The following is an 18,867-nucleotide window of genomic DNA, read 5'->3' as shown; positions in this document are numbered from 1 at the left end:
ATCGGCGAGCCGGGCCGGGCCGTGCAACAGTCGCGGCAATGCACTGCCCGCCTCCGTCTCTGCGGCCGGCTCAGGCCGCCTTCGCGCGATCCGCGCGAGCCCGCCGGTTCGACGCAGCCACCGAATCGCGCTTCGGCATCGGCGCGCCGGCCAGCCCGGCGATCCACGCGTCGGTCGACATCACGGCCGCGAAATTCGACTGGAACACCACCGTGTACGCGCGGTGAATCTCTTCGGCGCTCGCCGCGCCCGCTTCGTTCTCGTACGGCAACGCGCCCGTCGCATCCTCGAGGTACTCGACGTTCAGTCCCGCGTGCGCCGCGTGATAGACCGTCGACGCATTGCAGTTGTGCGTCATGTAGCCGGCCACCGCGAGCGTGTCGATCCCGTGCGCGTCGAGCCATGCAGCAAGATCGGTCCCGGCGAACGAGCTCGCCTGCGCCTTCTCGATCAGGTGCGCGTACGGGCGGCCGGCGACGACCGCGTGCAGCGCGACACCGTCGGTGCCGGGCGCGAAGATCGGCGCGCCGGCCGGCGCGACATGCTGGACGACGATCACGGGCACGCCGGCCGCATGCGCGGCGTCGATCGCGCGGCCAATGTTCGCGAGCGACACGTCGAGCGGCGGATACTCGATCGGCAGGTTGCCCGTCACGTATTCGTTCTGGACGTCGATCACGATCAGCGCGCGGCGGGAAGTGGTATGCGAGGCGGTGTTCGACATGGATGGCTCCTGGTCCTGACGCGCGGCCCCGCCCCGGAACGGGACGGCCAGCGGCGCGATGCGATGCATTGTCGGGCCGCCTCGCACGCGCGGACAGTGGCCCGATAGCCATTCTTCGATAAAATTGGGCCATTGCCATTCCGGAGCCCGTCATGACCGCCGTCGCGTCACCCGCCCCGACCGTCGTCGCCGTGATCGCATACGACGGCATCAGCCCGTTCCACCTGTCGGTGCCGTCCGTCGTGTTCGGCAAGGAACGCGACGCGGCCGCGTCGCCGGCGTTCGAGTTTCGCGTCTGCTCGGCCGAGCGCGGCCCGCTCGCGACGACGGGCGGCTTCACGATCACCGCGCCGTACGGGCTCGACGCACTCGACGACGCGGACATCGTCATCGTGCCGGCGTGGCGCGACCCGGACGAAGCGCCGCCCGACGAACTGCTCGACGCGGTGCGCGCGGTCGCCGCACGCGGCGCGCAACTCGTCGGGCTGTGCCTCGGCGCGTACGTGCTCGCCGCGGCCGGCCTGCTCGACGGCCGCCCGGCCACCACGCACTGGGCGTGGGCCGACGACTTCGCGCAACGCTTTCCGCGCGTGAAGCTCGATCCCGACGTGCTGTACGTGGACGACGGCAACCTGATGACGTCGGCCGGCACGGCCGCGGGGCTCGACTGCTGCCTGCACGTCGTGCGGCGGCGCTTCGGCTCGGATGCCGCGAACCGGATCGCGCGCCGCCTCGTGATCCCGCCGCACCGCCAGGGCGGGCAGGCCCAGTACGTGCCGCAGCCCGTCGCCGCGCACCCGCGCGATGCGCGGCTCGCGGGCCTGCTCGACTGGGTGCGCGCGCACCTCGACGCCGCGCACAGCGTCGATTCGCTCGCCGAACGCGTGCTGATGAGCCGGCGCACGTTCACGCGCCACTTCCGCCAGGCGACCGGCACGACCGTCACCGCGTGGCTGCAGGTCGAGCGGCTCGCGCGCGCGCAGCATCTGCTGGAAACCACCGGACAATCGATCGACGCGATCGCGCAGGCGGCCGGCTACGGGTCGAGCGTGTCGCTGCGCCAGCATTTCGCGGGCGCGCTCGGTACGTCGCCGTCTGCGTATCGAAGGGAATTCCGCGGCACCGGAGCCGGTGCCGATGCTGTTGCGAGGCAGTAATGCCCGCCGCGCGCCCGGGGGTGGGCGGGCCGTGAAGCGAAACCGGCGGTGCTCGGCCGCTCTGCCGCTCAGCCGCCGTTGATCCAGCGCGCCGCATAAAGCAGCAGCGCGACGAACACGATCATCGCCGCCCATGCCCAGACGGGCACCGTGCCGGCACCGCGATGATGAAGCACGCTGGCCGCACGCCCGGTCGGCGCGCCGCCAACGTGCGGCGGCAGCGGACGCTTCGTCGCGGCCATCAGCGACGCCGGCCGCAGGAACACATGCTGGCGCCGCTGTGCGGCCGGGTTCGCGCGATTCGGCGCGAGGCCGTGCTTCGCCTGCACGACCGCGCAGAACTCGCGGAAGAAATCGTCGGTCCACTCGCGCAGCGCATTCTCGATCTGCCGCGCCGGCAACTCGGCGAGCGGCCCGCTCGCCGTCGCCCAGACCACGTACTCGATGCTTGTGGCGTTCGCATCGTCATCGGGCAGCAGCACCAGTTCGACCTGGCCGCGCAGCGCGCCGAGGCCGTCGGCCCGCGCCTTGAAATTGATCACGCGGCGCGGCCGCCCTTCCGCGTCACCCTGCTCGCCGGCCGCATGCGCACGCACGTCGTAGTGTGCGCGCAGCGGGCCGAGCGGCACCGTGATCGTCAGCGCGAACTCGCCGTGCGCGAGCTTCACGAACGATTCGCAATGGTCGAAGCTCGCCCGCAGCAATGCGGGATCCTCGAAGGCCTCCCGCACGACAGGCGGCGCGAGCGGGACGCGTAACGTGTCGTTCAGTTCCATGATGTCTCCCCGATGAACGCGCGCCGCATCAGGACGTCTCGACGAGACTGTCGATCCGTGCGACATCGAAGGCGACGTAGTGCGCAAGCGCGGCAACGGCCGCCTTCGGTTTCTCGTAACTCCATGCGGCGTTCTCGATCACGCCGTCTTCCGTCTGCAAGTCGAAATGCACGGCTTCGCCCCTGAACGGGCAGGCGCTCGTCACGCCCGACTTCACGAGCCGGCGCATGTTGACGTCGCCGCGCGGCAGGTAATGGACGTCCGGCAGCCCCGCTTCCCGCACGGTCAGCACGCCGTGCGAATCGGCATACGTGATGCCGCGGTGGATCACGCGCACGCGATGGCGGTTCGGCACGATTTCAAGGTGAGGGGCGGCGGCGTCTGACATCGTTTCTCCTTCGGGCGGCCCGGCAGGCCGGCCGGTGACAGGAAACGAAAAAAGCCACGGCACGAATGCCGTGGCTTTCATTATGGGCGAAACTTCGTCCGATTGCGCAACCCGGGCGGGGGCCGCGTGCGGCCGGCTACTGCGCGCTCCACTGGAACGCGGCTTTCGCGCCGCCCTTCGCGCCGACCGTGACGGTACGGGATTCGTCGCTACCCTGGTACGACGCCTGCACCGTATAGCGCCCCGGCGGCACCTGCACGAGCATGTACGGCCCGCGCGTGTCGGTTTTCAGCACTTCTGCACCCTTGCCGTCGACGATCCGCACATGGACGTCGGCCAGGAATTCGCCGCCCTTGCCGGTGAAGCGCAGCGCCAGCGGCCACTTCGCCTCGTTGCGCTGGAACGCCGTCGATTCGTCCAGCCCGATGCCGCCGGACACGAAGGTGACGTCGCCCTGCTGGCGCGCGGCGGGCAAACCGTCCGACTGCGCGTACGCGCCGGTCGCGCCGGCTGCGAGGCCGGCGGCCAACGCCGCGGCGACGGCAAATCGGGACACGTTGCGTAGATATTGCATGGCTCTCTCCTTTGGGTCGGAACACATACGGGGCACCACGCCACGGGGTCGGACGGCGGCGCCCGCCGCGGCCGGCCTGGCCGGCCGTCGGCCGTCGCCGGTCAGCTCAGGTCGACCGGCACGAAGATCTGTGCATTATCGCGCTGGATCAGCAGAGCAAGACTGTTGCCCGCGCCCTTCACCGCGTCGCGCAACTGCTCGGGGCTCGTGACCGGGCGGCCGTTGACCGCGAGGATCACGTCGCCGGGCTGGATGCCCGCGTTGGCGGCCGGCCCGCCGGCCTGCTGCACGATCAGCCCGTGCGACAGGTTGCTGGCGCTGCGCTCCTGCGGCGACAGCGGACGCACCGCGACGCCCAGGCGGCCCTGCTCGACCGGCCCGCCGTCGTTCGACGCGAGTTTCGCATCGGCCATCGCGCCGAGCGTCACGCTGATCGACTTCTTCGACTTGTCGCGCCAGATCTGCAGGTCGGCCTTCGAACCCGGCTTCAGGTTAGCGATCTGCGCGGGCAGCGACGTCGAATCGGCGACCGGCGAGCCGTTGACCGACAGGATCACGTCGCCCGGCTGCAGGCCCGCCTTCGCGGCCGGACCGTTCGAATCGACGGAGCTGACGAGCGCGCCGTCCGGCTTCTGCAGCCCGAACGAGCTCGCGAGCGTCTGGTTCAGCCCCTGCACGGCGACGCCGAGGCGGCCGCGGCTCACGTGGCCCGTCTTCACGAGCTCGTCCTTCACCTTGATCGCCTCGTTGATCGGGATCGCGAACGACAAGCCCTGGAAGCCGCCCGTCTGCGAGTAGATCATCGAGTTGATGCCGATCACCTCGCCCTGCAGGTTGAACAGCGGGCCGCCCGAGTTGCCGGGGTTCACCGGCACGTCGGTCTGGATGAACGGCGTGTAGTTCTCGTCCGGCAGCGCGCGCGACTTCGCGCTGATGATCCCCGACGTGACCGTGTTGTCGAAGCCGTACGGCGAACCGATCGCGACGACCCACTGGCCGACCTTGCTCTGCGCCGGATCGCCGATCTTCACGGTCGGCAGCCCGCTCGCGTCGATCTTCAGCACCGCGACGTCGGACTGCTTGTCCGAGCCGACGACCTTCGCCTTGTATTCGCGCTTGTCGGTCAGCCTGACCGTGACGACGTTCGCGCCGTCGACCACGTGCGCATTGGTGAGGATGTACCCGTCGGAACTGATCACGAACCCGGAACCGAGGCTCGCGCTCGGCTGGTCGTCCGGCTGCGCGTCGCCGCCCATGCCCGGCACCTGGCCGTAGAAGTGCTTGAAGAACTGGTAGAACGGGTCGCTCGGATCGATCGGCAGCTGCGGCTGCGGCACGCGCCGCGCCACCTGCTTCACGACGTGCTTCGCGCTGATGTTCACGACCGCCGGGCCGTAGGTCTCGACGAGCCCGGAGAAATCGGGGATGCCGGTCTTCGCGGCCGCTTCGGCCGGCATCAGCGCGGCGGCCTGCGCGGGCGTGATGATCTGCGGATCGGCGCGGCGGGTGCCGGCAAAGTAACCGGCCGACAGGGCGGCCGCCACGGCGACCGCGACGGCGCCGCGCGCAAGGAATCGGGTGTTCATCGTAGGACCTCCTCTTTGTTAGGACGCAGCGTAACGACCCTGACTTAAAGGAGGCTTAATCAGCCTTAAGCGGCGCTTAAGCGGGCCGGCAAGGCCCGTCCGACAGCGTTCTTCACACGGATTCGGACTGCTGCGGCGCCTCGGCCGGCATCTCGGCGTCGCGGAACACGACGCTGACGAGCAGGCCGCCCGCGGCCGCGTCGCCGAGCGACACCGTCGCGCCCTGCTGCGCCGCCACGCGCTTGACGATCGCGAGCCCGAGCCCGCTGCCCGACAAGTCGGCGCGCGCCCGCGCGGAGCTGTCGCGGTAGAAGCGGTCGAACACGCGCTCGCGCTCGTCGGCAGGGATGCCGGGCCCGCTGTCGCCGATCTGGACGCACGCGCGGCCGGCCGCGTCGGAGGTCAGCGACACGTCGATGCGGCCGCCGTCCGGCGTGTACTTCACCGCGTTGTCGAGCAGGTTGCCGAACATCACGCGCAGTGCGCCGACGTCCGCGACGACGCTCGCCGCGCGTGTCTCCTCGAAGCCGAGATCGATGTCGCGCCGCTGCGCGAGCGGCGCATGCGCGGCCACGCATTCGGCCAGCAGCGCCTGCAGGTCGACCGGCTCGCGCATCGTCGCGCCGTCCGGCTCGGCGCGGGCGAGCGCGAGCAACTGCTCCGCGAGGCGCGTCGCGCGCGTGACGCCGTCCTGGAGATCCGCGACCGCCTCGCGGCGCGACGCGTCGTCCTTCGCGCGGGCGACGAGCTGCGCCTGGATCTGCACGGCCGCGAGCGGCGTGCGCAGTTCGTGCGCGGCATCGGCCACGAACGCCTTCTGCGTGTCGAGCGCGGCCGACAGCCGCGCGAGCAGCCCGTTCAGCGCGCGCACGAGCGGCTGCACCTCGAGCGGCAGTCGCTCGTCGGGCAGCGGATCGAGCGCTTCCGGCCGGCGCGCCTCGACCGCGCGCGTCACGCGGCCGAGCGGCGCCAGCCCGCGCCCGACGATCACCCACACGGCCGCGCCGAGGAACGGCAGCAGCACGATCAACGGCCACAGCGTGCGCAGCGCGACGTTCGCCGCGAGCCGGTTGCGCACCGACAGCGGCTGCGCGAGCTGCACGACGTTGTCGCCGACGATCGCGCCGTACACGCGCCATTCGCCGCGATCGGTGCGCTCGGTCGAGAAGCCGAGCTCCGCGCGCGGCGCGATCGGCGCGCGCGGATGCGAGAAGTACATCAGCACGCCGTTGCGGTTCCAGATCTGGATCACGATGCCTTCGTCGCCGTTGGTCCGCGAGCCGAACACCTGCGAGAACGGCTCGGACGGCAGCGCCGCGGCGATTTCCTGCAGCTGGTAGTCGAACAGCTCGTTCGCCTCGGCGAGCGCCTGCCGGTAGATCAGCCAGCCGGCGAGGCCGACGCCGGCGACGACGATCGCGAGCAGCCAGATCAGCAATTGATGACGAATCGACCTCACGCGTCAGCTTTCCTTGACGACCATGTAGCCGAGCCCGCGCACGTTGCGAATCAGGTCCGAGCCGAGCTTCTTGCGCAGTGCGTGGATGTAGACCTCGACCGTGTTGCTGCCGATCTCCTCGCCCCAGCCGTACATCTTTTCCTCGAGCTGGCTCTTCGACAGCACCGCGCCGGGCCGTGCGAGCAGCGCCTCGAGCAGCGCGAACTCGCGCGCGGACAGCGCGACGGGCGCGCCGTCGAGCGTCACCTGGTGCGAAGCGGGATCGAGCGTCAGCGCGCCGTGGCGGATCAGCGACTCGCTGCGCCCGGCCTGGCGGCGGATCAGCGCGCGCATCCGCGCGCCGAGTTCGTCGAGGTCGAACGGCTTGACGAGGTAATCGTCGGCGCCCGCGTCGAGCCCCTTCACGCGATCGGCGATGGCGTCGCGCGCGGTGACGATCAGCACGGGCAGCGACAACCCGCGTGCGCGCAGCGTGCGCAGTACGTCGATGCCGTCGCGCTTCGGCAGGCCGAGGTCGAGCAGCAGCAGGTCGTACGTCTCGCCGCCGAGCGCCGTGAGCGCCGCGTCGCCGTCCTGCACCCAGTCGACCGCAAAGCCGTCCGAGCGCAGCGCCTTGCGCACGCCCTCGGCAATCATTCGGTCGTCTTCGACAAGCAGAATCCGCATCGGGACAGGCATCCATGGGTCGGGTGAAACACGCCGATCATTGTAGCGCCGCGAATCGCCTGCGCGGCATGCCCGCCGCAAAGTGATGCCTCAATGCGGCACGACACGCGATTTCGGCGGGCATTTGCCCACTTGTCTCTACAATGTGCGCTTGCGCGCGACGCACGCGCCGCCCGAGCCCCTGCTTACCCGTATTCGTCCATGCCGATTTCCGCCCTTTCCGCCCGGTTCGCCCCCCGCGCTCAAGTCTGCCTGCGCGCAGCCGCCGTCGTCGCCACCTGCACCGCGCTGGCCTTCGCACCGCCCGCGCAAGCCCGCAAGAAATTCCACAAGGAAGCGCACAAGACCGCCGTCGTGTCGCCCGCCGCGCGTGCGGCCGGCCTGCCGGCATCCGTGCTCGTCGCGCTGCAGCGCGCGAAGGTGCCGGCGTCGGCGATGAGCGTCGTCGTCGAGCGCGTCGGCGACCCGGAACCGCTGATCGCGTGGAACGCGAGCCGGCCGATGCTGCCGGCGTCGACGATGAAGCTCGTCACGACCTTCTCGGGCCTGTCGATCCTCGGCCCCGACTTCCGCTGGCGCACGACCGCCTACACGGACGGCACGGTCGACCCCGACGGCACGCTGCAGGGCAACCTGTACATCAAGGGCACCGGCGATCCGAAGCTCGTGCCCGAAGAGCTGATCGACCTCGTCGACAAGATCCGCAAGGCCGGCATCAAGCGCGTGGCCGGCGGCCTCGTGCTCGACAAGAGCTATTTCGCGGCATCGACGCGCGACCTGCCGTCGTTCGACGACGACGTGAGCGCGCCGTACAACGTCGGCCCCGATCCGCTGCTGTACGCGTTCAAGGCCGTGTCGTTCACGGTCACGCCGGGCGACGACGGCAAGGTGGCCGTCGACGTGCTGCCGCCGCTCGCGGACCTGTCGATCGACAACCAGCTGGTCGAAGGCACAGGCTCGTGCAGCGCGGCCGCCGCGGCCGCGCGCCCGACGCTGACGGCCGGCGCCGGGATGATGACGGCGTCGTTCGCCGGCGACTATCCGCTGCGCTGCGGCGCGCGCACCACCAACCTCGCGATCCTCGATCACACGACGTTCTTCGCGCGCGGCTTCCTCGCGCTGTGGCGGCAGGACGGCGGCACGATCGCGGGGCCCGTGAGCGAAGGCAAGGTGCCGACCACCGCGCGGCCCGTCGCCGTGCATCACAGCCCGGTGCTCGGCAGCATCGTCTACGACATCAACAAGTTCAGCAACAACGTGATGGCGCGCAACCTGTTCCTGACGATCGGCGCGGTCAGCGGCAAGCCGCCCGCGACGCCCGAGCAGTCGAGCCGCGCGATCCAGGCGTTCCTGCAGAAGAACGGCATCGCGATGCCGGACCTCGCGCTCGAAAACGGCTCGGGGCTGTCGCGCGAAGAGCACGTGAGCGCGCTGTCACTCGCCGCGCTGCTGCAGGCAGCGAACGCGAGCCCGGTCGCACAGGCGTTCGTCGATTCGCTGCCGATCGCCGGTATCGACGGCACGATGAAGAACCGCCTCACCAACGCCGGCGTGCTCGGCAACGCGCACATCAAGACCGGCACGCTGCGCGACGTGCGCGCGATCGCCGGCTACGTCGCCGGCGCCGACGGCCAGAGCTACGTCGTCGTCAGCTTCATCAACAACGATCACGCGGAAGGCGCGCGCGCCGCGCACGACTCGCTGCTCGAATGGATCTACGCGGGCGCACACTGACGGCTCGCGCGCCGCGACGCGGCGCATCCCCGCCCCTCGGTCGGCGTCGGCGTGCGTTGGCTACGGGGCGGCACCGCGCATCGGGCAGCCCAGACGGGCCGCCCGCGCGGCCTGCCGCCGCCCCGCCCACGGAATCCCGCCGTTCGCGGTTTGAAACGGACGCCATCACCGGCGCGCGATGCGCCGCACGCCAGCCGTGCCCGTAAAACGGGGCCGCACCGCCCGGCCCCGCGCCGCACGGTTTCCGTAGAAACCCTGTCCTCAGAGGGAACCCTCTACGCTGCCCCCTCGCCTAGCGCGTGGCGATTGCGTAGGCTGTTGGCCTGACCGATATCTACAACGGGCCACGCGCCCGGCCTCACGGCTTGCAGGGGAAAGGAGGAGACACGCCCATGCGATTCGACGTCGAATTGCTTCTGCTCGCGCTGGCGCCCGTCTTCCTGCTCTGCATCGCATGGGAAGCCTGGCACCTCGCCCGCACACGTGCGCAGGACCACGTCTATGCGTGGCGCGACACGCTGTGCAATGCGGCGCTCGCGCTGATGCACCAGGGCGCGGACAAGATCGCGTGGCTCTTCGTGATCCCCGTCTATGCGTACTGCTACCGGCACTATCGCCTGTTCACGTGGCACGACGGCTGGCTGTCGTTCGCGGTGCTGTTCGTCGCGCAGGACTTCCTCTACTACGTGTTCCATCGCGCGAGCCATCGCGTGCGCTGGCTGTGGGCCGCGCACGTCGTGCACCACTCGTCCGAGCGGATGAATTTCTCGACCGCGTTCCGTCAGAGCCTGATGTACCCCGTCGCGGGCATGTGGGTGTTCTGGCTGCCGCTCGCGTTCGCCGGCTTTCCGCCGCAACAGGTCGTCGGCATCGTGCTGATCAACCTCGCGTTCCAGTTCTTCGTGCACACGCAGGCGATCGGCAAGCTCGGCTGGCTCGAGTACGTGCTCAACACGCCGTCGATCCACCGCGCGCACCATGCGCGCAACCCGCGCTACATCGATCGCAATTACGCAGGCGTCCTGGTGATCTGGGATCGCCTGTTCGGCAGCTATGTCGAGGAAACGCCGGACGACCCGCCGCAGTACGGGATCGTCGAGCGGCTCGGCTCGAACAACCCGCTCGTCGCGACGTTCCACGAGTGGGTGTCGATGGCGGCCGACGCGGTGCGCGTCGATGGATGGCGCAACAAGCTGCGCGCGATTTTCGGCCCGCCCGAGTGGGCGAGCGCTTATCATGCGCAGATCGTCGAGGCCGCCAACCAGGATCCGCGCACCGTGCCGCTTGCGGCCGCGCGTGACCAATAACCGTTTCAGCCAACGGCCGCCGCGCAGCCCGGTTCCGAGCAGGCACGCGGCAGATGAGAAACACATCAGGCCATATCTACGAGGAGATCGAACGATGCAGTCACAACAACAATTCCCGTCGCATATCCGGCAACGCCTGCTGCGCACCGCCCAGGTCGCGATCGCGGGCGCCGCGCTCGCGCTGCTCGCCGCGTGCGGCGGCGGTGACGACAACAACAGCAGCGCGTCAAATACGCCGCCTTCCGGCGTGAAGATGCAGGTCGTGTCGTTCGGCGACAGCCTGTCCGACGCCGGCACCTATTCGCAGATCAAGCTCGGCTTCGGCGGCGGCCGCTTCACGACCAACCCGGGCCAGGTGTGGACGCAGCTCGTCGCGACCTACTACGGCGACACGCTGCAGCCCGCGAACCAGGGCGGCTTCGGCATTCCGCTGCAGGCCACGGGCGGCCTCGGCTACGCGCAGGGCGGCGCGCGCGTCACGCTGCAGCCGGGCATCGGCCACGCGGACGCGAGCGTGCCGAATTCCGACTACGCGCAGGCGACGACGATGCCGATCGCCGACCAGGTCAAGCAGTACCTGTCGCAGCACGGCAGCTTCAACACGGGCCAGATCGTGCTGCTCAACGGCGGCGCGAACGACATCTTCTATCAAGCGGCAGTCGCGCAGGCGCAGGGCAACACGCCGGCCGCGCAGCTCGCGGCGGCACAGGCGATCGGGCTCGCCGCGCAGCAGTACGCAGGCATCGTCCAGCAGATCGTCGCGGCAGGCGGCACGCACGTGTTCGTGTCGAACATGCCGGACATCGGCGGCACGCCACTGGCCGTGGCAGGCGGCACGCAGGCGGCGTTCACGCAGCTGTCGGGGCTGTTCAATCAGACACTCGTCGCGACGCTGCAGGCGCTCAAGGTCGACACGACCAAGTACACGCTGCTCGATATTTTCACGTGGCAGGATGGCATCACGGCCAATTTCCAGGCGAACGGCTTCACGGTGTCGAACACCGGCACCGCGTGCAACCTGCAGGCGATGATCAACGCCGCGAAGGCGTTCGGCGCGCCGATGCCGACCGCATTCGGCTCGTCGCTGTTCTGCTCGCCGCAGACCTATACGACCGCGAACGCGGACCAGACCTACATGTTCGCCGACACGGTCCACCCGTCGACGCACATGGGTCAGCTGATCGCACAGTTCGTCGAGAAGCAGATCGCGGCGACCGGCGTCGGCAAGTAAGCCCCGCGTCCGGTCCGCGCAGCTGCTGCGGACCGGACGGCGGATGCTTCGCGCCAGCGAACGCGAACATAAGCGAAAACGCCCGACCGGGTTCACCGGTCGGGCGTTTGTTTTTCCGATCCCGACGCGTCGCACAATGCATGCTCGTCGGCGAGCGACCTACGGCGTCGGCACGTGCCGCGCTGCCGCGCTCACCCCTGTGCTTCGAACGCGGCCGCAGCACGACCGAGGCGATCGTTGACGGCGATCCATTCGACGGTCTCGGGCAACTTCTCGACGAGAATGCGCGCGACCTGCGCGCGGTCGAGCTCACGCAGCATCCCGTACAGGTCGCGCGCATAGGCCTGCGGATCTTCCGGCGCCGCGATGAAATGCACGCCGTCGGCCTGCGCCCAGCGTCCCGCGCGCGACGCGCGTGCAACGAGCGCGACGCGCTCGCCGTCGGTTTGCGCGGCCGCGAGCAGCGGCTCGAGCGCATCGAACGGCAGCAGCGCGAGCGGCGTGCGCGGCGCGTAATGCGCCTTCAGCGTGCCGGACGCACGCGGCGCGGTCGCGTCGCTGCCGTCCGGCAGCCGCGGCGCGCGGCCGAGCACGTCGGCGATCTGCTGCGGCGTCACATGGCCCGGGCGCAGCAGCGCCGGGAAGCCGCGCGACAGATCGAGGATCGTCGATTCGATGCCGACTTCGGATGCGCCGCCGTCGAGCACATGCACGGTGTCGCCGAATTCGTCGCGTACATGCTGCGCGGTCGTCGGGCTCACATGGCCGAACCGGTTCGCGGACGGCGCCGCCACGCCGCCGTGGCCGCCGCGCCGCGCGCTGAACGCGGCCAGCAGCGCCTGCGCGACCGGATGCGACGGGCAGCGCAGCCCGACCGAATCCTGCCCGCCGCTCACGGCGTCCGGAATGCGCGCATGGCGCTTCAGGATCAGCGTCAGCGGGCCGGGCCAGAACGCATCGATCAGCTTCCGCGCATCGTCGGGCAGGTCTTCGACCCAGTAGCCCGGATCGCCGCCGGGCGGCAGGTGCACGATCACCGGATGGTTCGCCGGCCGCCCTTTCGCCGCGTAGATGCGCGCGACGGCCTCGGGATTCGCCGCGTCGCCGCCGAGCCCGTAGACGGTTTCGGTCGGGAACGCGACGAGTTGCCCCGCGTCGAGCAGCGCGGCGGCCGCGTCGATCTGCGCGGGCGTCACGGAGTTCGGGAGATCGATGGACATCGGCTGGCGCCTCAGTCGAGCGGCACGCGCAGCAACTGTGCGCACGCAGTGGCCGCGGCGACGGCTTCGTCGCGCGTCGGGGCCGTGAAGTTCACGTGCCCCATCTTGCGGCCGACGCGCGCGTCTTCCTTGCCGTACAGGTGCAGGTGCGCAGCCGGCATCGCCGCGACCGTGTCCCACGGCGGCGTGACGGCATCGGCCGCGGCACCGTTCGGGAACCACACGTCGCCGAGGATGTTCAGCATCGCGGCCGGCGAATGCTGGCGCGGGTTGCCGAGCGGCATGCGCGTCATCGCGCGCACCTGCTGCTCGAACTGGCTCGTTGCGCACGCATCGACCGTGTAGTGGCCGGAGTTGTGCGGGCGCGGCGCCATCTCGTTCGCGACGAACGAGCCGTCTTCCAGCACGAAGAATTCGACGCACAGCACGCCGACGTAGCCGAGCGTATCGGCGATCCGCACGGCCGCCTGCTGCGCCTCTTCGATGCGCGCGGCATCGGCGGCCGGTGCGGGCACCACCGTCAGCGCGAGGATGCCGTTGTGGTGCGTGTTCTGCGCGAGCGGAAACGCGGCCGAGCGGCCGTCCGCGCCGCGCGCGATCAGCGCCGACACTTCGTATTTCAGCGGCAGGCGCTTCTCGAGCACGCACGGCACGCCGCCGAGCGCCGCATGCGCGTCGCGCGCTTCCTGCGCGGTGCGCACGCGCACCTGGCCCTTGCCGTCGTAGCCGAGGCGTGCCGTCTTCAGGATGCCCGGCAGCACCGCGTCGAGCGCGGCATCGTCGAGCGCGGCGAGCGCCGCCGACGATTCGATCACGACGTGCGGCGCGACCGGTACGCCCGACGCCTCGATGAAGCGCTTCTCCGCGATCCGGTCCTGCGCGACCGCGACGCAACGGCCGGCCGGCGCGACGAACGTCGTGCGCGCGAGGAAGTCGAGGCTCGCGGCCGGCACGTTCTCGAACTCCGTCGACACCGCGTCGCACAGGTCGGCCAGTTCGGCGAGCGCGGCTTCGTCGTCGTAGGCCGCACGCAGATGGCGGTCGGCGACCGCGCCGGCGGGGCTCGTCGGATCGGGATCGAGCACGGCGACGCGATAGCCCATCGACTGGGCGGCAAAGCAGAACATGCGGCCGAGCTGGCCGCCGCCGACCATGCCCAGCCACGCGCCGGGCAGGATCGGGGAAACGGAATCAGGAGTTGCGGTCATGTCAGTGGTCGGTCGCGGCGGGCGCTGCCCGCCGCAGTGGGAAGAATCAGGCAGCCGCGACGCGCGGCCGCCGGTGCGCCGTCATTCCAGCGGCGGCAGCACCATCGCGTGCGCGGCTTCGTTCTGGCGCACGCGGAACGCGGCGAGCCGGTTCGCGTAATCGGCCGACGTGCCGGACAGGATCGACACCGCGAACAGCGCGGCATTCGCGGCACCGGCCTCGCCGATCGCGAACGTCGCGACGGGCACGCCCTTCGGCATCTGCACGATCGAGTGCAGCGAATCGACACCCTTCAGATACTTGCTCGCGACCGGCACGCCGAGCACCGGCACCGTGGTTTTCGCGGCCAGCATGCCGGGCAGGTGCGCGGCGCCGCCGGCGCCCGCGATGATCGCGCGCAGCCCGCGCTCGCGCGCCTTCTCCGCATAGTCGAACATCTCGTCGGGCATCCGGTGCGCGGACACCACCTTCGCTTCGTACGGCACGCCGAATTCCTGCAGGATCGCTACCGCGTGCTTCATCACGTCCCAGTCGGAACTCGAACCCATCAGCACGCCGACGAGCGGCGCGCTGTGCGTATGGGCGGTCTGAATTTCACTCATTTCGTCAGTTCCTGTCGACCGGAGTTAGTGCTTCAGCACTTATGTCGGCCGGAGTCGGTGCTTCAGCACTTACTCCGGCCCCATGCTTCGCATCCGGTCCCATGCAAAGCTCGCTCAGGCGAGCGACTGTCCGGTGATGCGCTCGAGCGCTTCCTGGTACTTCGCGGCCGTCTTTTCGACGACGTCGGCCGGCAGCGCCGGCGCCGGCGCCGTCTTGCCCCACGGCTGCGCCTCGAGCCAGTCGCGCACGAACTGCTTGTCGAACGACGGCGGGTTCGTGCCGACCTGGTACTGGTCGGCCGGCCAGAAGCGCGACGAATCGGCCGTCAGCACTTCGTCCATCAGGTACAGCTTGCCGTGGTTGTCGAGGCCGAATTCGAACTTCGTATCGGCGATGATGATGCCGCGCGTCGCCGCGTAGTCGGCCGCTTCCTTGTACAGGCGGATCGAGATGTCGCGGATCGTCGCGGCCAGCTCGGTGCCGATGCGGCGCTCGGTTTCCTCGAACGTGATGTTCTCGTCGTGCTCGCCCATCTCGGCCTTCGCGGCCGGCGTGAAGATCGGCTCGGGCAGCTTCTGCGCGTTCTGCAGGCCTTCCGGCAGCTGTACGCCGCACACGGCGCCCGACGCCTGGTATTCCTTCCAGCCGCTGCCGGCCAGATAGCCGCGCACGACCGCTTCGATCATGATCGGCTCGAGGCGCTTGACGACCACGCCGCGGCCCGTCACCTGCTCGACCTCGTCGGCCGCGACGACCGCTTCCGGCGCGTCGCCCGTCAGGTGGTTCGGCACGATGTGCGCGAGCTTGTCGAACCAGAAGTTCGCCATCTGATTCAGCACGCGGCCCTTGTTCGGAATCGGCTCGCCCATCACCACGTCGAATGCCGACAGGCGGTCGGTCGTGACGATCAGGAGCTTGTCGTTGCCGACCGCGTAGTTATCGCGGACCTTGCCGCGACCGAGGAGCGGCAGCGAGCGGAGCGTGGATTCGTAAAGGGTAGACATCGTCTTTTCGCAGATAAGGAGCCAAACAAAAAGGGAAACGCCGTTCCCCGCGGCAGGCGGGAACGGCGGTCTTGCAATACGTCGGCGAACCGGCCGGGCAGTGCCCGGGCGGTTGCCGGCCGGCCCTCGTTCGGCCGGACGGAACGGCTGCCTGGGGCCGGATCACATCCGGCCTGGCTGCCCGCCCCTGCCTTGCAGAAGAATCGGGCGGGGCAATCGTACTACAGTCTCAGCGTACGACCTGCGCGAGCGCGCCGGACTTGTACTGCTCGGCGATCTTGTCGAGCGACACCGGCTTGATCTTCGCGGCCTGGCCTTCGCAGCCGAACGCGAGGTAGCGGTCGACACAGACCTGCTTCGCCGCTTCGCGCGCGGGCTTCAGGTAGTCGCGCGGATCGAACTTGCCCGGGTTCTCGAACAGGTAGCGGCGGATCGCGCCGGTGATCGCAAGACGCAGGTCGGTGTCGATGTTGATCTTGCGCACGCCGTGCTTGATGCCTTCCTGGATTTCCTCGACCGGCACGCCGTAGGTTTCCTTCATGTCGCCGCCGAACTGGCGGATTTCTTCCAGCAGCTCCTGCGGCACCGACGACGAACCGTGCATCACGAGGTGCGTGTTCGGGATGCGCGCGTGGATTTCCTTGATGCGCTGGATCGACAGGATGTCGCCCGTCGGCTTCTTCGAGAACTTGTACGCGCCGTGCGACGTGCCGATCGCGATCGCAAGCGCATCGCACTGCGTGAGCTTCACGAAATCGGCCGCCTGCTCCGGATCGGTCAGCAGCTGCTCGCGGGTCATCGTGCCTTCCGCGCCGTGGCCGTCTTCCTTGTCGCCCTTCATCGTCTCGAGCGAGCCGAGCACGCCGAGTTCGGCTTCGACCGTCACGCCGATCGAGTGCGCCATCTCGACGACCTTGCGCGACACGTCGACGTTGTACTCGTACGACGCGACCGTCTTGCCGTCGGCTTCGAGCGAACCGTCCATCATCACGCTCGTGAAGCCGCTGCGGATCGCGCCCATGCAGACCGCCGGCGACTGGCCGTGATCCTGGTGCATCACGACCGGGATGTGCGGATACGACTCGACCGCCGCTTCGATCAGGTGGCGCAGGAACGGCTCGCCCGCGTACTTACGCGCGCCGGCCGATGCCTGCATGATCACGGGCGCGCCGACCTGGTCCGCTGCCGCCATGATCGCCTGGACCTGCTCCAGGTTGTTCACGTTGAAGGCCGGCAGGCCGTAACCGTGCTCTGCCGCATGATCCAGCAATTGACGCATTGATACGAGAGGCATTGTGGAACTCCTTGAATGAAAACCGGTGCGCCCTGACGCCGGCGCGGCACCCGCCCTCGTTCAAACCGGGGCGGCGCGGCGCGGCTGAGCGTCGAATAGCCGCATTTTATCGCGAAGCGCCTCCGATTCCGACCGCCCGGTGGCGCCCACTCGCAATTTGTTACGTTCGCACGGCACAATGCGGGCAAAAAAGAGAAAAAAAGCCGCGCGGGGCTTCGGACCCCGCGCGGCTTTAGCGCGAAAAACGGTGCCGGATCGAGTTCGATCGACCCGGGTCGCCGGCAAGGCGCCCGGCGAATGCTCGACTCAATAGTGCTCGCCGACGCGCACGATCTTCAGCGTGTTGGTGCCGCCCGCCTGCCCCATCGGTTCGCCGACGGTCAGCACGACCATGTCGCCGTGCTGCACGTAGCCCTGCTTGACGACGAGCTCGAGCGCCGCCTGCAGCGCCGAGTCGCGGTCGCTATTGAAGTCGACGTGCAGCGGCGTCACGTTGCGGTACAGCGCCATCGTGCGCTCGCTGCCGACGCGCGGCGTCAGCGCGAAGATCGGCACGTGCGTGTAGTGACGCGACATCCACAGCGCGGTCGCGCCCGATTCGGTCAGCGCGATGATCGCCTTCGCGCCCAGGTGGTACGCGGTGAACAGCGCGCCCATCGCGATCGACTGGTCGATCCGCGTGAACGTGCGGTCGAGGAAATCCTTGTCCAGCTCGACGTGTTCCGACTTTTCCGCCTCGACGCACACGGCCGCCATCGTCTCGATCGTGACGACCGGGTACTTGCCGGCGGCCGTCTCGGCCGACAGCATCACCGCGTCGGTGCCGTCGAGCACCGCGTTCGCGACGTCCGACACTTCCGCGCGGGTCGGCACCGGCGCGTAGATCATCGATTCCATCATCTGCGTCGCGGTGATCACGAGCTTGTTCGACTCGCGCGCCATCCGGATCATCCGCTTCTGCAGCGCAGGCACGGCCGCGTTGCCCACTTCCACCGCGAGGTCGCCGCGCGCGACCATGATGCCGTCGGACGCGTCGAGAATGCTCTGCAGCGCCGGAATCGCCTCCGCGCGCTCGATCTTCGCGATCATCTTCGGCTTGATGCCGTACGGCGCGCCCGCGATGTTCGCGAGCTGGCGCGCCATTTCCATGTCGGTCGCGTTCTTCGGGAACGACACCGCCACCAGGTCCGCGCCGAGCGACATCGCGGTGCGGATGTCTTCCATGTCCTTCGCGGTCAGCGCAGGGGCCGACAGGCCGCCGCCCTGGCGGTTGATCCCCTTGTTGTTCGACAGCTCGCCGCCCACCTTGACGATCGTGTGGATCTCGTCGCCGAGCACGCGCTCGACGGTCAGCACGATCAGGCCGTCGTTCAGCAGCAGCAGGTCGCCCGGCTTCAGGTCGCGCGGCAGTTCCTTGTAGTCGAGGCCGACCCGCTCGTCGTTGCCGAGTTCGCAGGCCGCGTCGAGGATGAACGGCTGACCGGGCACGAGCGTGGTCTTGCCGTTCTCGAACTTGCCGACGCGGATCTTCGGGCCCTGGAGGTCGGCCATGATCGCAATCTCGCGGCCGACCTTGCGGGCGGCCTCGCGCACCATCTCGGCGCGCTGGCGGTGATCGTCGGCCGTGCCGTGCGAAAAATTGAGCCGCACGACGTCGAGGCCCGCCTGCATCATCTGCAGCAGAATCTCCGGCGAACTGGAAGCCGGGCCGATCGTGGCGACTATCTTGGTGGCGCGCTGCATGAAACTCCTCATCTGGATCAAGGTGGATGCGCTGGGTGAAACGCTGCGAGAGCCGGACACGGCGGGCCCAGCGGCGGCCGTTCCGGAGGGCGTGCCGGTGCTTGCGCCCGGCATCGCTTTGTTCTGAATCTCGTGGTGCTGCACGGCCGCGTCGCCGGCGGCCGCCGGTGCGCGCGGGGCGGTGTTCGCCCG

At 69.3% G+C, this 18,867-nt stretch carries 18 protein-coding genes; 5 read left to right on the top strand and 13 right to left on the bottom strand.

The window, feature by feature from the left end:
* Nucleotides 1-70: 70 nt before the first annotated feature.
* Complete coding sequence (locus ACPUER_RS30610) at nucleotides 71-724, bottom strand: cysteine hydrolase family protein (protein WP_175961955.1); 654 nt, start codon at nucleotides 722-724, stop codon at nucleotides 71-73.
* 152 nt (nucleotides 725-876) lie between these two features.
* Here ACPUER_RS30610 and ACPUER_RS30605 point away from each other — a divergent pair, with 152 nt between their 5' ends.
* Complete coding sequence (locus tag ACPUER_RS30605; protein WP_425132939.1) at nucleotides 877-1,881, top strand: helix-turn-helix domain-containing protein; 1,005 nt, start codon at nucleotides 877-879, stop codon at nucleotides 1,879-1,881.
* A gap of 68 nt (nucleotides 1,882-1,949) precedes the next feature.
* Here the strand turns inward: ACPUER_RS30605 and ACPUER_RS30600 are convergent, their stop codons facing one another.
* The 6 genes from ACPUER_RS30600 to ACPUER_RS30575 all read right to left on the bottom strand — a co-directional run bounded on the left by ACPUER_RS30600 (nucleotide 1,950) and on the right by ACPUER_RS30575 (nucleotide 7,330).
* Entirely contained in the window at nucleotides 1,950-2,657 is a 708-nt protein-coding gene (locus ACPUER_RS30600; protein ID WP_175961957.1) for a CoxG family protein, read from the bottom strand.
* 28 nt (nucleotides 2,658-2,685) lie between these two features.
* Nucleotides 2,686-3,045, bottom strand: a complete 360-nt coding sequence (locus ACPUER_RS30595; protein ID WP_175961958.1) for a DUF427 domain-containing protein — start codon at nucleotides 3,043-3,045, stop codon at nucleotides 2,686-2,688.
* A gap of 136 nt (nucleotides 3,046-3,181) precedes the next feature.
* Nucleotides 3,182-3,619, bottom strand: coding sequence for a carboxypeptidase-like regulatory domain-containing protein (locus ACPUER_RS30590; protein ID WP_034178906.1), 438 nt, complete (start codon nucleotides 3,617-3,619; stop codon nucleotides 3,182-3,184).
* A 101-nt stretch (nucleotides 3,620-3,720) separates the two neighbouring features.
* Nucleotides 3,721-5,205 carry a DegQ family serine endoprotease gene (locus ACPUER_RS30585; protein ID WP_425132938.1) on the bottom strand — a complete coding sequence of 495 codons (1,485 nt, stop codon included), beginning with the start codon at nucleotides 5,203-5,205 and terminating at the stop codon, nucleotides 3,721-3,723.
* 112 nt (nucleotides 5,206-5,317) lie between these two features.
* Nucleotides 5,318-6,664, bottom strand: coding sequence for an ATP-binding protein (locus tag ACPUER_RS30580; RefSeq protein WP_175961960.1), 1,347 nt, complete (start codon nucleotides 6,662-6,664; stop codon nucleotides 5,318-5,320).
* A 3-nt stretch (nucleotides 6,665-6,667) separates the two neighbouring features.
* Nucleotides 6,668-7,330, bottom strand: a complete 663-nt coding sequence (locus tag ACPUER_RS30575) for a response regulator (RefSeq protein WP_009691805.1) — start codon at nucleotides 7,328-7,330, stop codon at nucleotides 6,668-6,670.
* Between the two features lie 201 nt (nucleotides 7,331-7,531).
* Between ACPUER_RS30575 and dacB the strand changes: the two genes are divergently transcribed.
* From dacB to ACPUER_RS30560, 3 genes are all read left to right on the top strand, one after another.
* Nucleotides 7,532-9,064 carry a D-alanyl-D-alanine carboxypeptidase/D-alanyl-D-alanine endopeptidase gene (gene dacB, locus ACPUER_RS30570; RefSeq protein ID WP_425132937.1) on the top strand — a complete coding sequence of 511 codons (1,533 nt, stop codon included), beginning with the start codon at nucleotides 7,532-7,534 and terminating at the stop codon, nucleotides 9,062-9,064.
* Nucleotides 9,065-9,456: 392 nt separating this feature from the next.
* The gene (locus tag ACPUER_RS30565) at nucleotides 9,457-10,371 is read left to right on the top strand and encodes a sterol desaturase family protein (RefSeq protein WP_175961962.1); all 915 of its coding nucleotides are present in this window, start codon (nucleotides 9,457-9,459) and stop codon (nucleotides 10,369-10,371) included.
* A gap of 94 nt (nucleotides 10,372-10,465) precedes the next feature.
* Nucleotides 10,466-11,602 carry an SGNH/GDSL hydrolase family protein gene (locus ACPUER_RS30560; RefSeq protein WP_175961963.1) on the top strand — a complete coding sequence of 379 codons (1,137 nt, stop codon included), beginning with the start codon at nucleotides 10,466-10,468 and terminating at the stop codon, nucleotides 11,600-11,602.
* A 191-nt stretch (nucleotides 11,603-11,793) separates the two neighbouring features.
* Here ACPUER_RS30560 and ACPUER_RS30555 read toward each other — a convergent pair whose 3' ends face one another.
* The 6 genes from ACPUER_RS30555 to pyk all read right to left on the bottom strand — a co-directional run bounded on the left by ACPUER_RS30555 (nucleotide 11,794) and on the right by pyk (nucleotide 18,675).
* Nucleotides 11,794-12,822 carry an L-threonylcarbamoyladenylate synthase gene (locus ACPUER_RS30555; protein ID WP_425132936.1) on the bottom strand — a complete coding sequence of 343 codons (1,029 nt, stop codon included), beginning with the start codon at nucleotides 12,820-12,822 and terminating at the stop codon, nucleotides 11,794-11,796.
* Nucleotides 12,823-12,833: 11 nt separating this feature from the next.
* Entirely contained in the window at nucleotides 12,834-14,030 is a 1,197-nt protein-coding gene (locus ACPUER_RS30550; RefSeq protein ID WP_425132935.1) for a 5-(carboxyamino)imidazole ribonucleotide synthase, read from the bottom strand.
* Between the two features lie 81 nt (nucleotides 14,031-14,111).
* Nucleotides 14,112-14,633 carry a 5-(carboxyamino)imidazole ribonucleotide mutase gene (purE, locus tag ACPUER_RS30545; protein ID WP_310142336.1) on the bottom strand — a complete coding sequence of 174 codons (522 nt, stop codon included), beginning with the start codon at nucleotides 14,631-14,633 and terminating at the stop codon, nucleotides 14,112-14,114.
* 114 nt (nucleotides 14,634-14,747) lie between these two features.
* Nucleotides 14,748-15,638, bottom strand: a complete 891-nt coding sequence (locus tag ACPUER_RS30540) for a phosphoribosylaminoimidazolesuccinocarboxamide synthase (protein WP_034178915.1) — start codon at nucleotides 15,636-15,638, stop codon at nucleotides 14,748-14,750.
* 229 nt (nucleotides 15,639-15,867) lie between these two features.
* A complete protein-coding gene (gene fba, locus ACPUER_RS30535) occupies nucleotides 15,868-16,932 on the bottom strand; it encodes a class II fructose-bisphosphate aldolase (RefSeq protein ID WP_034178916.1) in 1,065 nt (354 codons plus the stop codon).
* A gap of 306 nt (nucleotides 16,933-17,238) precedes the next feature.
* Nucleotides 17,239-18,675 (bottom strand): pyruvate kinase, encoded by a 1,437-nt coding sequence (gene pyk, locus ACPUER_RS30530; protein ID WP_175961967.1) that lies wholly within the window; start codon nucleotides 18,673-18,675, stop codon nucleotides 17,239-17,241.
* Between pyk and ACPUER_RS30525 the strand changes: the two genes are divergently transcribed.
* Nucleotides 18,674-18,802 carry a hypothetical protein gene (locus ACPUER_RS30525; RefSeq protein ID WP_258170483.1) on the top strand — a complete coding sequence of 43 codons (129 nt, stop codon included), beginning with the start codon at nucleotides 18,674-18,676 and terminating at the stop codon, nucleotides 18,800-18,802. The two genes, pyk and ACPUER_RS30525, sit on opposite strands and share 2 nt — an antisense overlap.
* The last annotated feature ends 65 nt before the right edge of the window (nucleotides 18,803-18,867 follow it).

It is taken from the genome of Burkholderia sp. DN3021 (genome assembly GCF_049805555.1).
GTDB lineage: Bacteria > Pseudomonadota > Gammaproteobacteria > Burkholderiales > Burkholderiaceae > Burkholderia > Burkholderia pyrrocinia_C.
This window is presented reverse-complemented; position numbering and strand designations above follow the sequence as displayed.

What these genes read in the sequence shown, in the direction of transcription:
- ACPUER_RS30560 (WP_175961963.1), top strand. Translation starts at nt 10,466, where the DNA reads ATGCAGTCACAACAACAATTCCCGTCGCATATCCGGCAACGCCTGCTG.
- pyk (WP_175961967.1), bottom strand. Translation starts at nt 18,675, where the DNA reads ATGCAGCGCGCCACCAAGATAGTCGCCACGATCGGCCCGGCTTCCAGT.
- purE (WP_310142336.1), bottom strand. Translation starts at nt 14,633, where the DNA reads ATGAGTGAAATTCAGACCGCCCATACGCACAGCGCGCCGCTCGTCGGC.
- dacB (WP_425132937.1), top strand. Translation starts at nt 7,532, where the DNA reads ATGCCGATTTCCGCCCTTTCCGCCCGGTTCGCCCCCCGCGCTCAAGTC.
- ACPUER_RS30595 (WP_175961958.1), bottom strand. Translation starts at nt 3,045, where the DNA reads ATGTCAGACGCCGCCGCCCCTCACCTTGAAATCGTGCCGAACCGCCAT.
- ACPUER_RS30590 (WP_034178906.1), bottom strand. Translation starts at nt 3,619, where the DNA reads ATGCAATATCTACGCAACGTGTCCCGATTTGCCGTCGCCGCGGCGTTG.
- ACPUER_RS30585 (WP_425132938.1), bottom strand. Translation starts at nt 5,205, where the DNA reads ATGAACACCCGATTCCTTGCGCGCGGCGCCGTCGCGGTCGCCGTGGCG.
- ACPUER_RS30565 (WP_175961962.1), top strand. Translation starts at nt 9,457, where the DNA reads ATGCGATTCGACGTCGAATTGCTTCTGCTCGCGCTGGCGCCCGTCTTC.
- ACPUER_RS30610 (WP_175961955.1), bottom strand. Translation starts at nt 724, where the DNA reads ATGTCGAACACCGCCTCGCATACCACTTCCCGCCGCGCGCTGATCGTG.
- ACPUER_RS30600 (WP_175961957.1), bottom strand. Translation starts at nt 2,657, where the DNA reads ATGGAACTGAACGACACGTTACGCGTCCCGCTCGCGCCGCCTGTCGTG.
- ACPUER_RS30555 (WP_425132936.1), bottom strand. Translation starts at nt 12,822, where the DNA reads ATGTCCATCGATCTCCCGAACTCCGTGACGCCCGCGCAGATCGACGCG.
- fba (WP_034178916.1), bottom strand. Translation starts at nt 16,932, where the DNA reads ATGCCTCTCGTATCAATGCGTCAATTGCTGGATCATGCGGCAGAGCAC.
- ACPUER_RS30575 (WP_009691805.1), bottom strand. Translation starts at nt 7,330, where the DNA reads ATGCGGATTCTGCTTGTCGAAGACGACCGAATGATTGCCGAGGGCGTG.
- ACPUER_RS30540 (WP_034178915.1), bottom strand. Translation starts at nt 15,638, where the DNA reads ATGTCTACCCTTTACGAATCCACGCTCCGCTCGCTGCCGCTCCTCGGT.
- ACPUER_RS30605 (WP_425132939.1), top strand. Translation starts at nt 877, where the DNA reads ATGACCGCCGTCGCGTCACCCGCCCCGACCGTCGTCGCCGTGATCGCA.
- ACPUER_RS30550 (WP_425132935.1), bottom strand. Translation starts at nt 14,030, where the DNA reads ATGACCGCAACTCCTGATTCCGTTTCCCCGATCCTGCCCGGCGCGTGG.
- ACPUER_RS30525 (WP_258170483.1), top strand. Translation starts at nt 18,674, where the DNA reads ATGAAACTCCTCATCTGGATCAAGGTGGATGCGCTGGGTGAAACGCTG.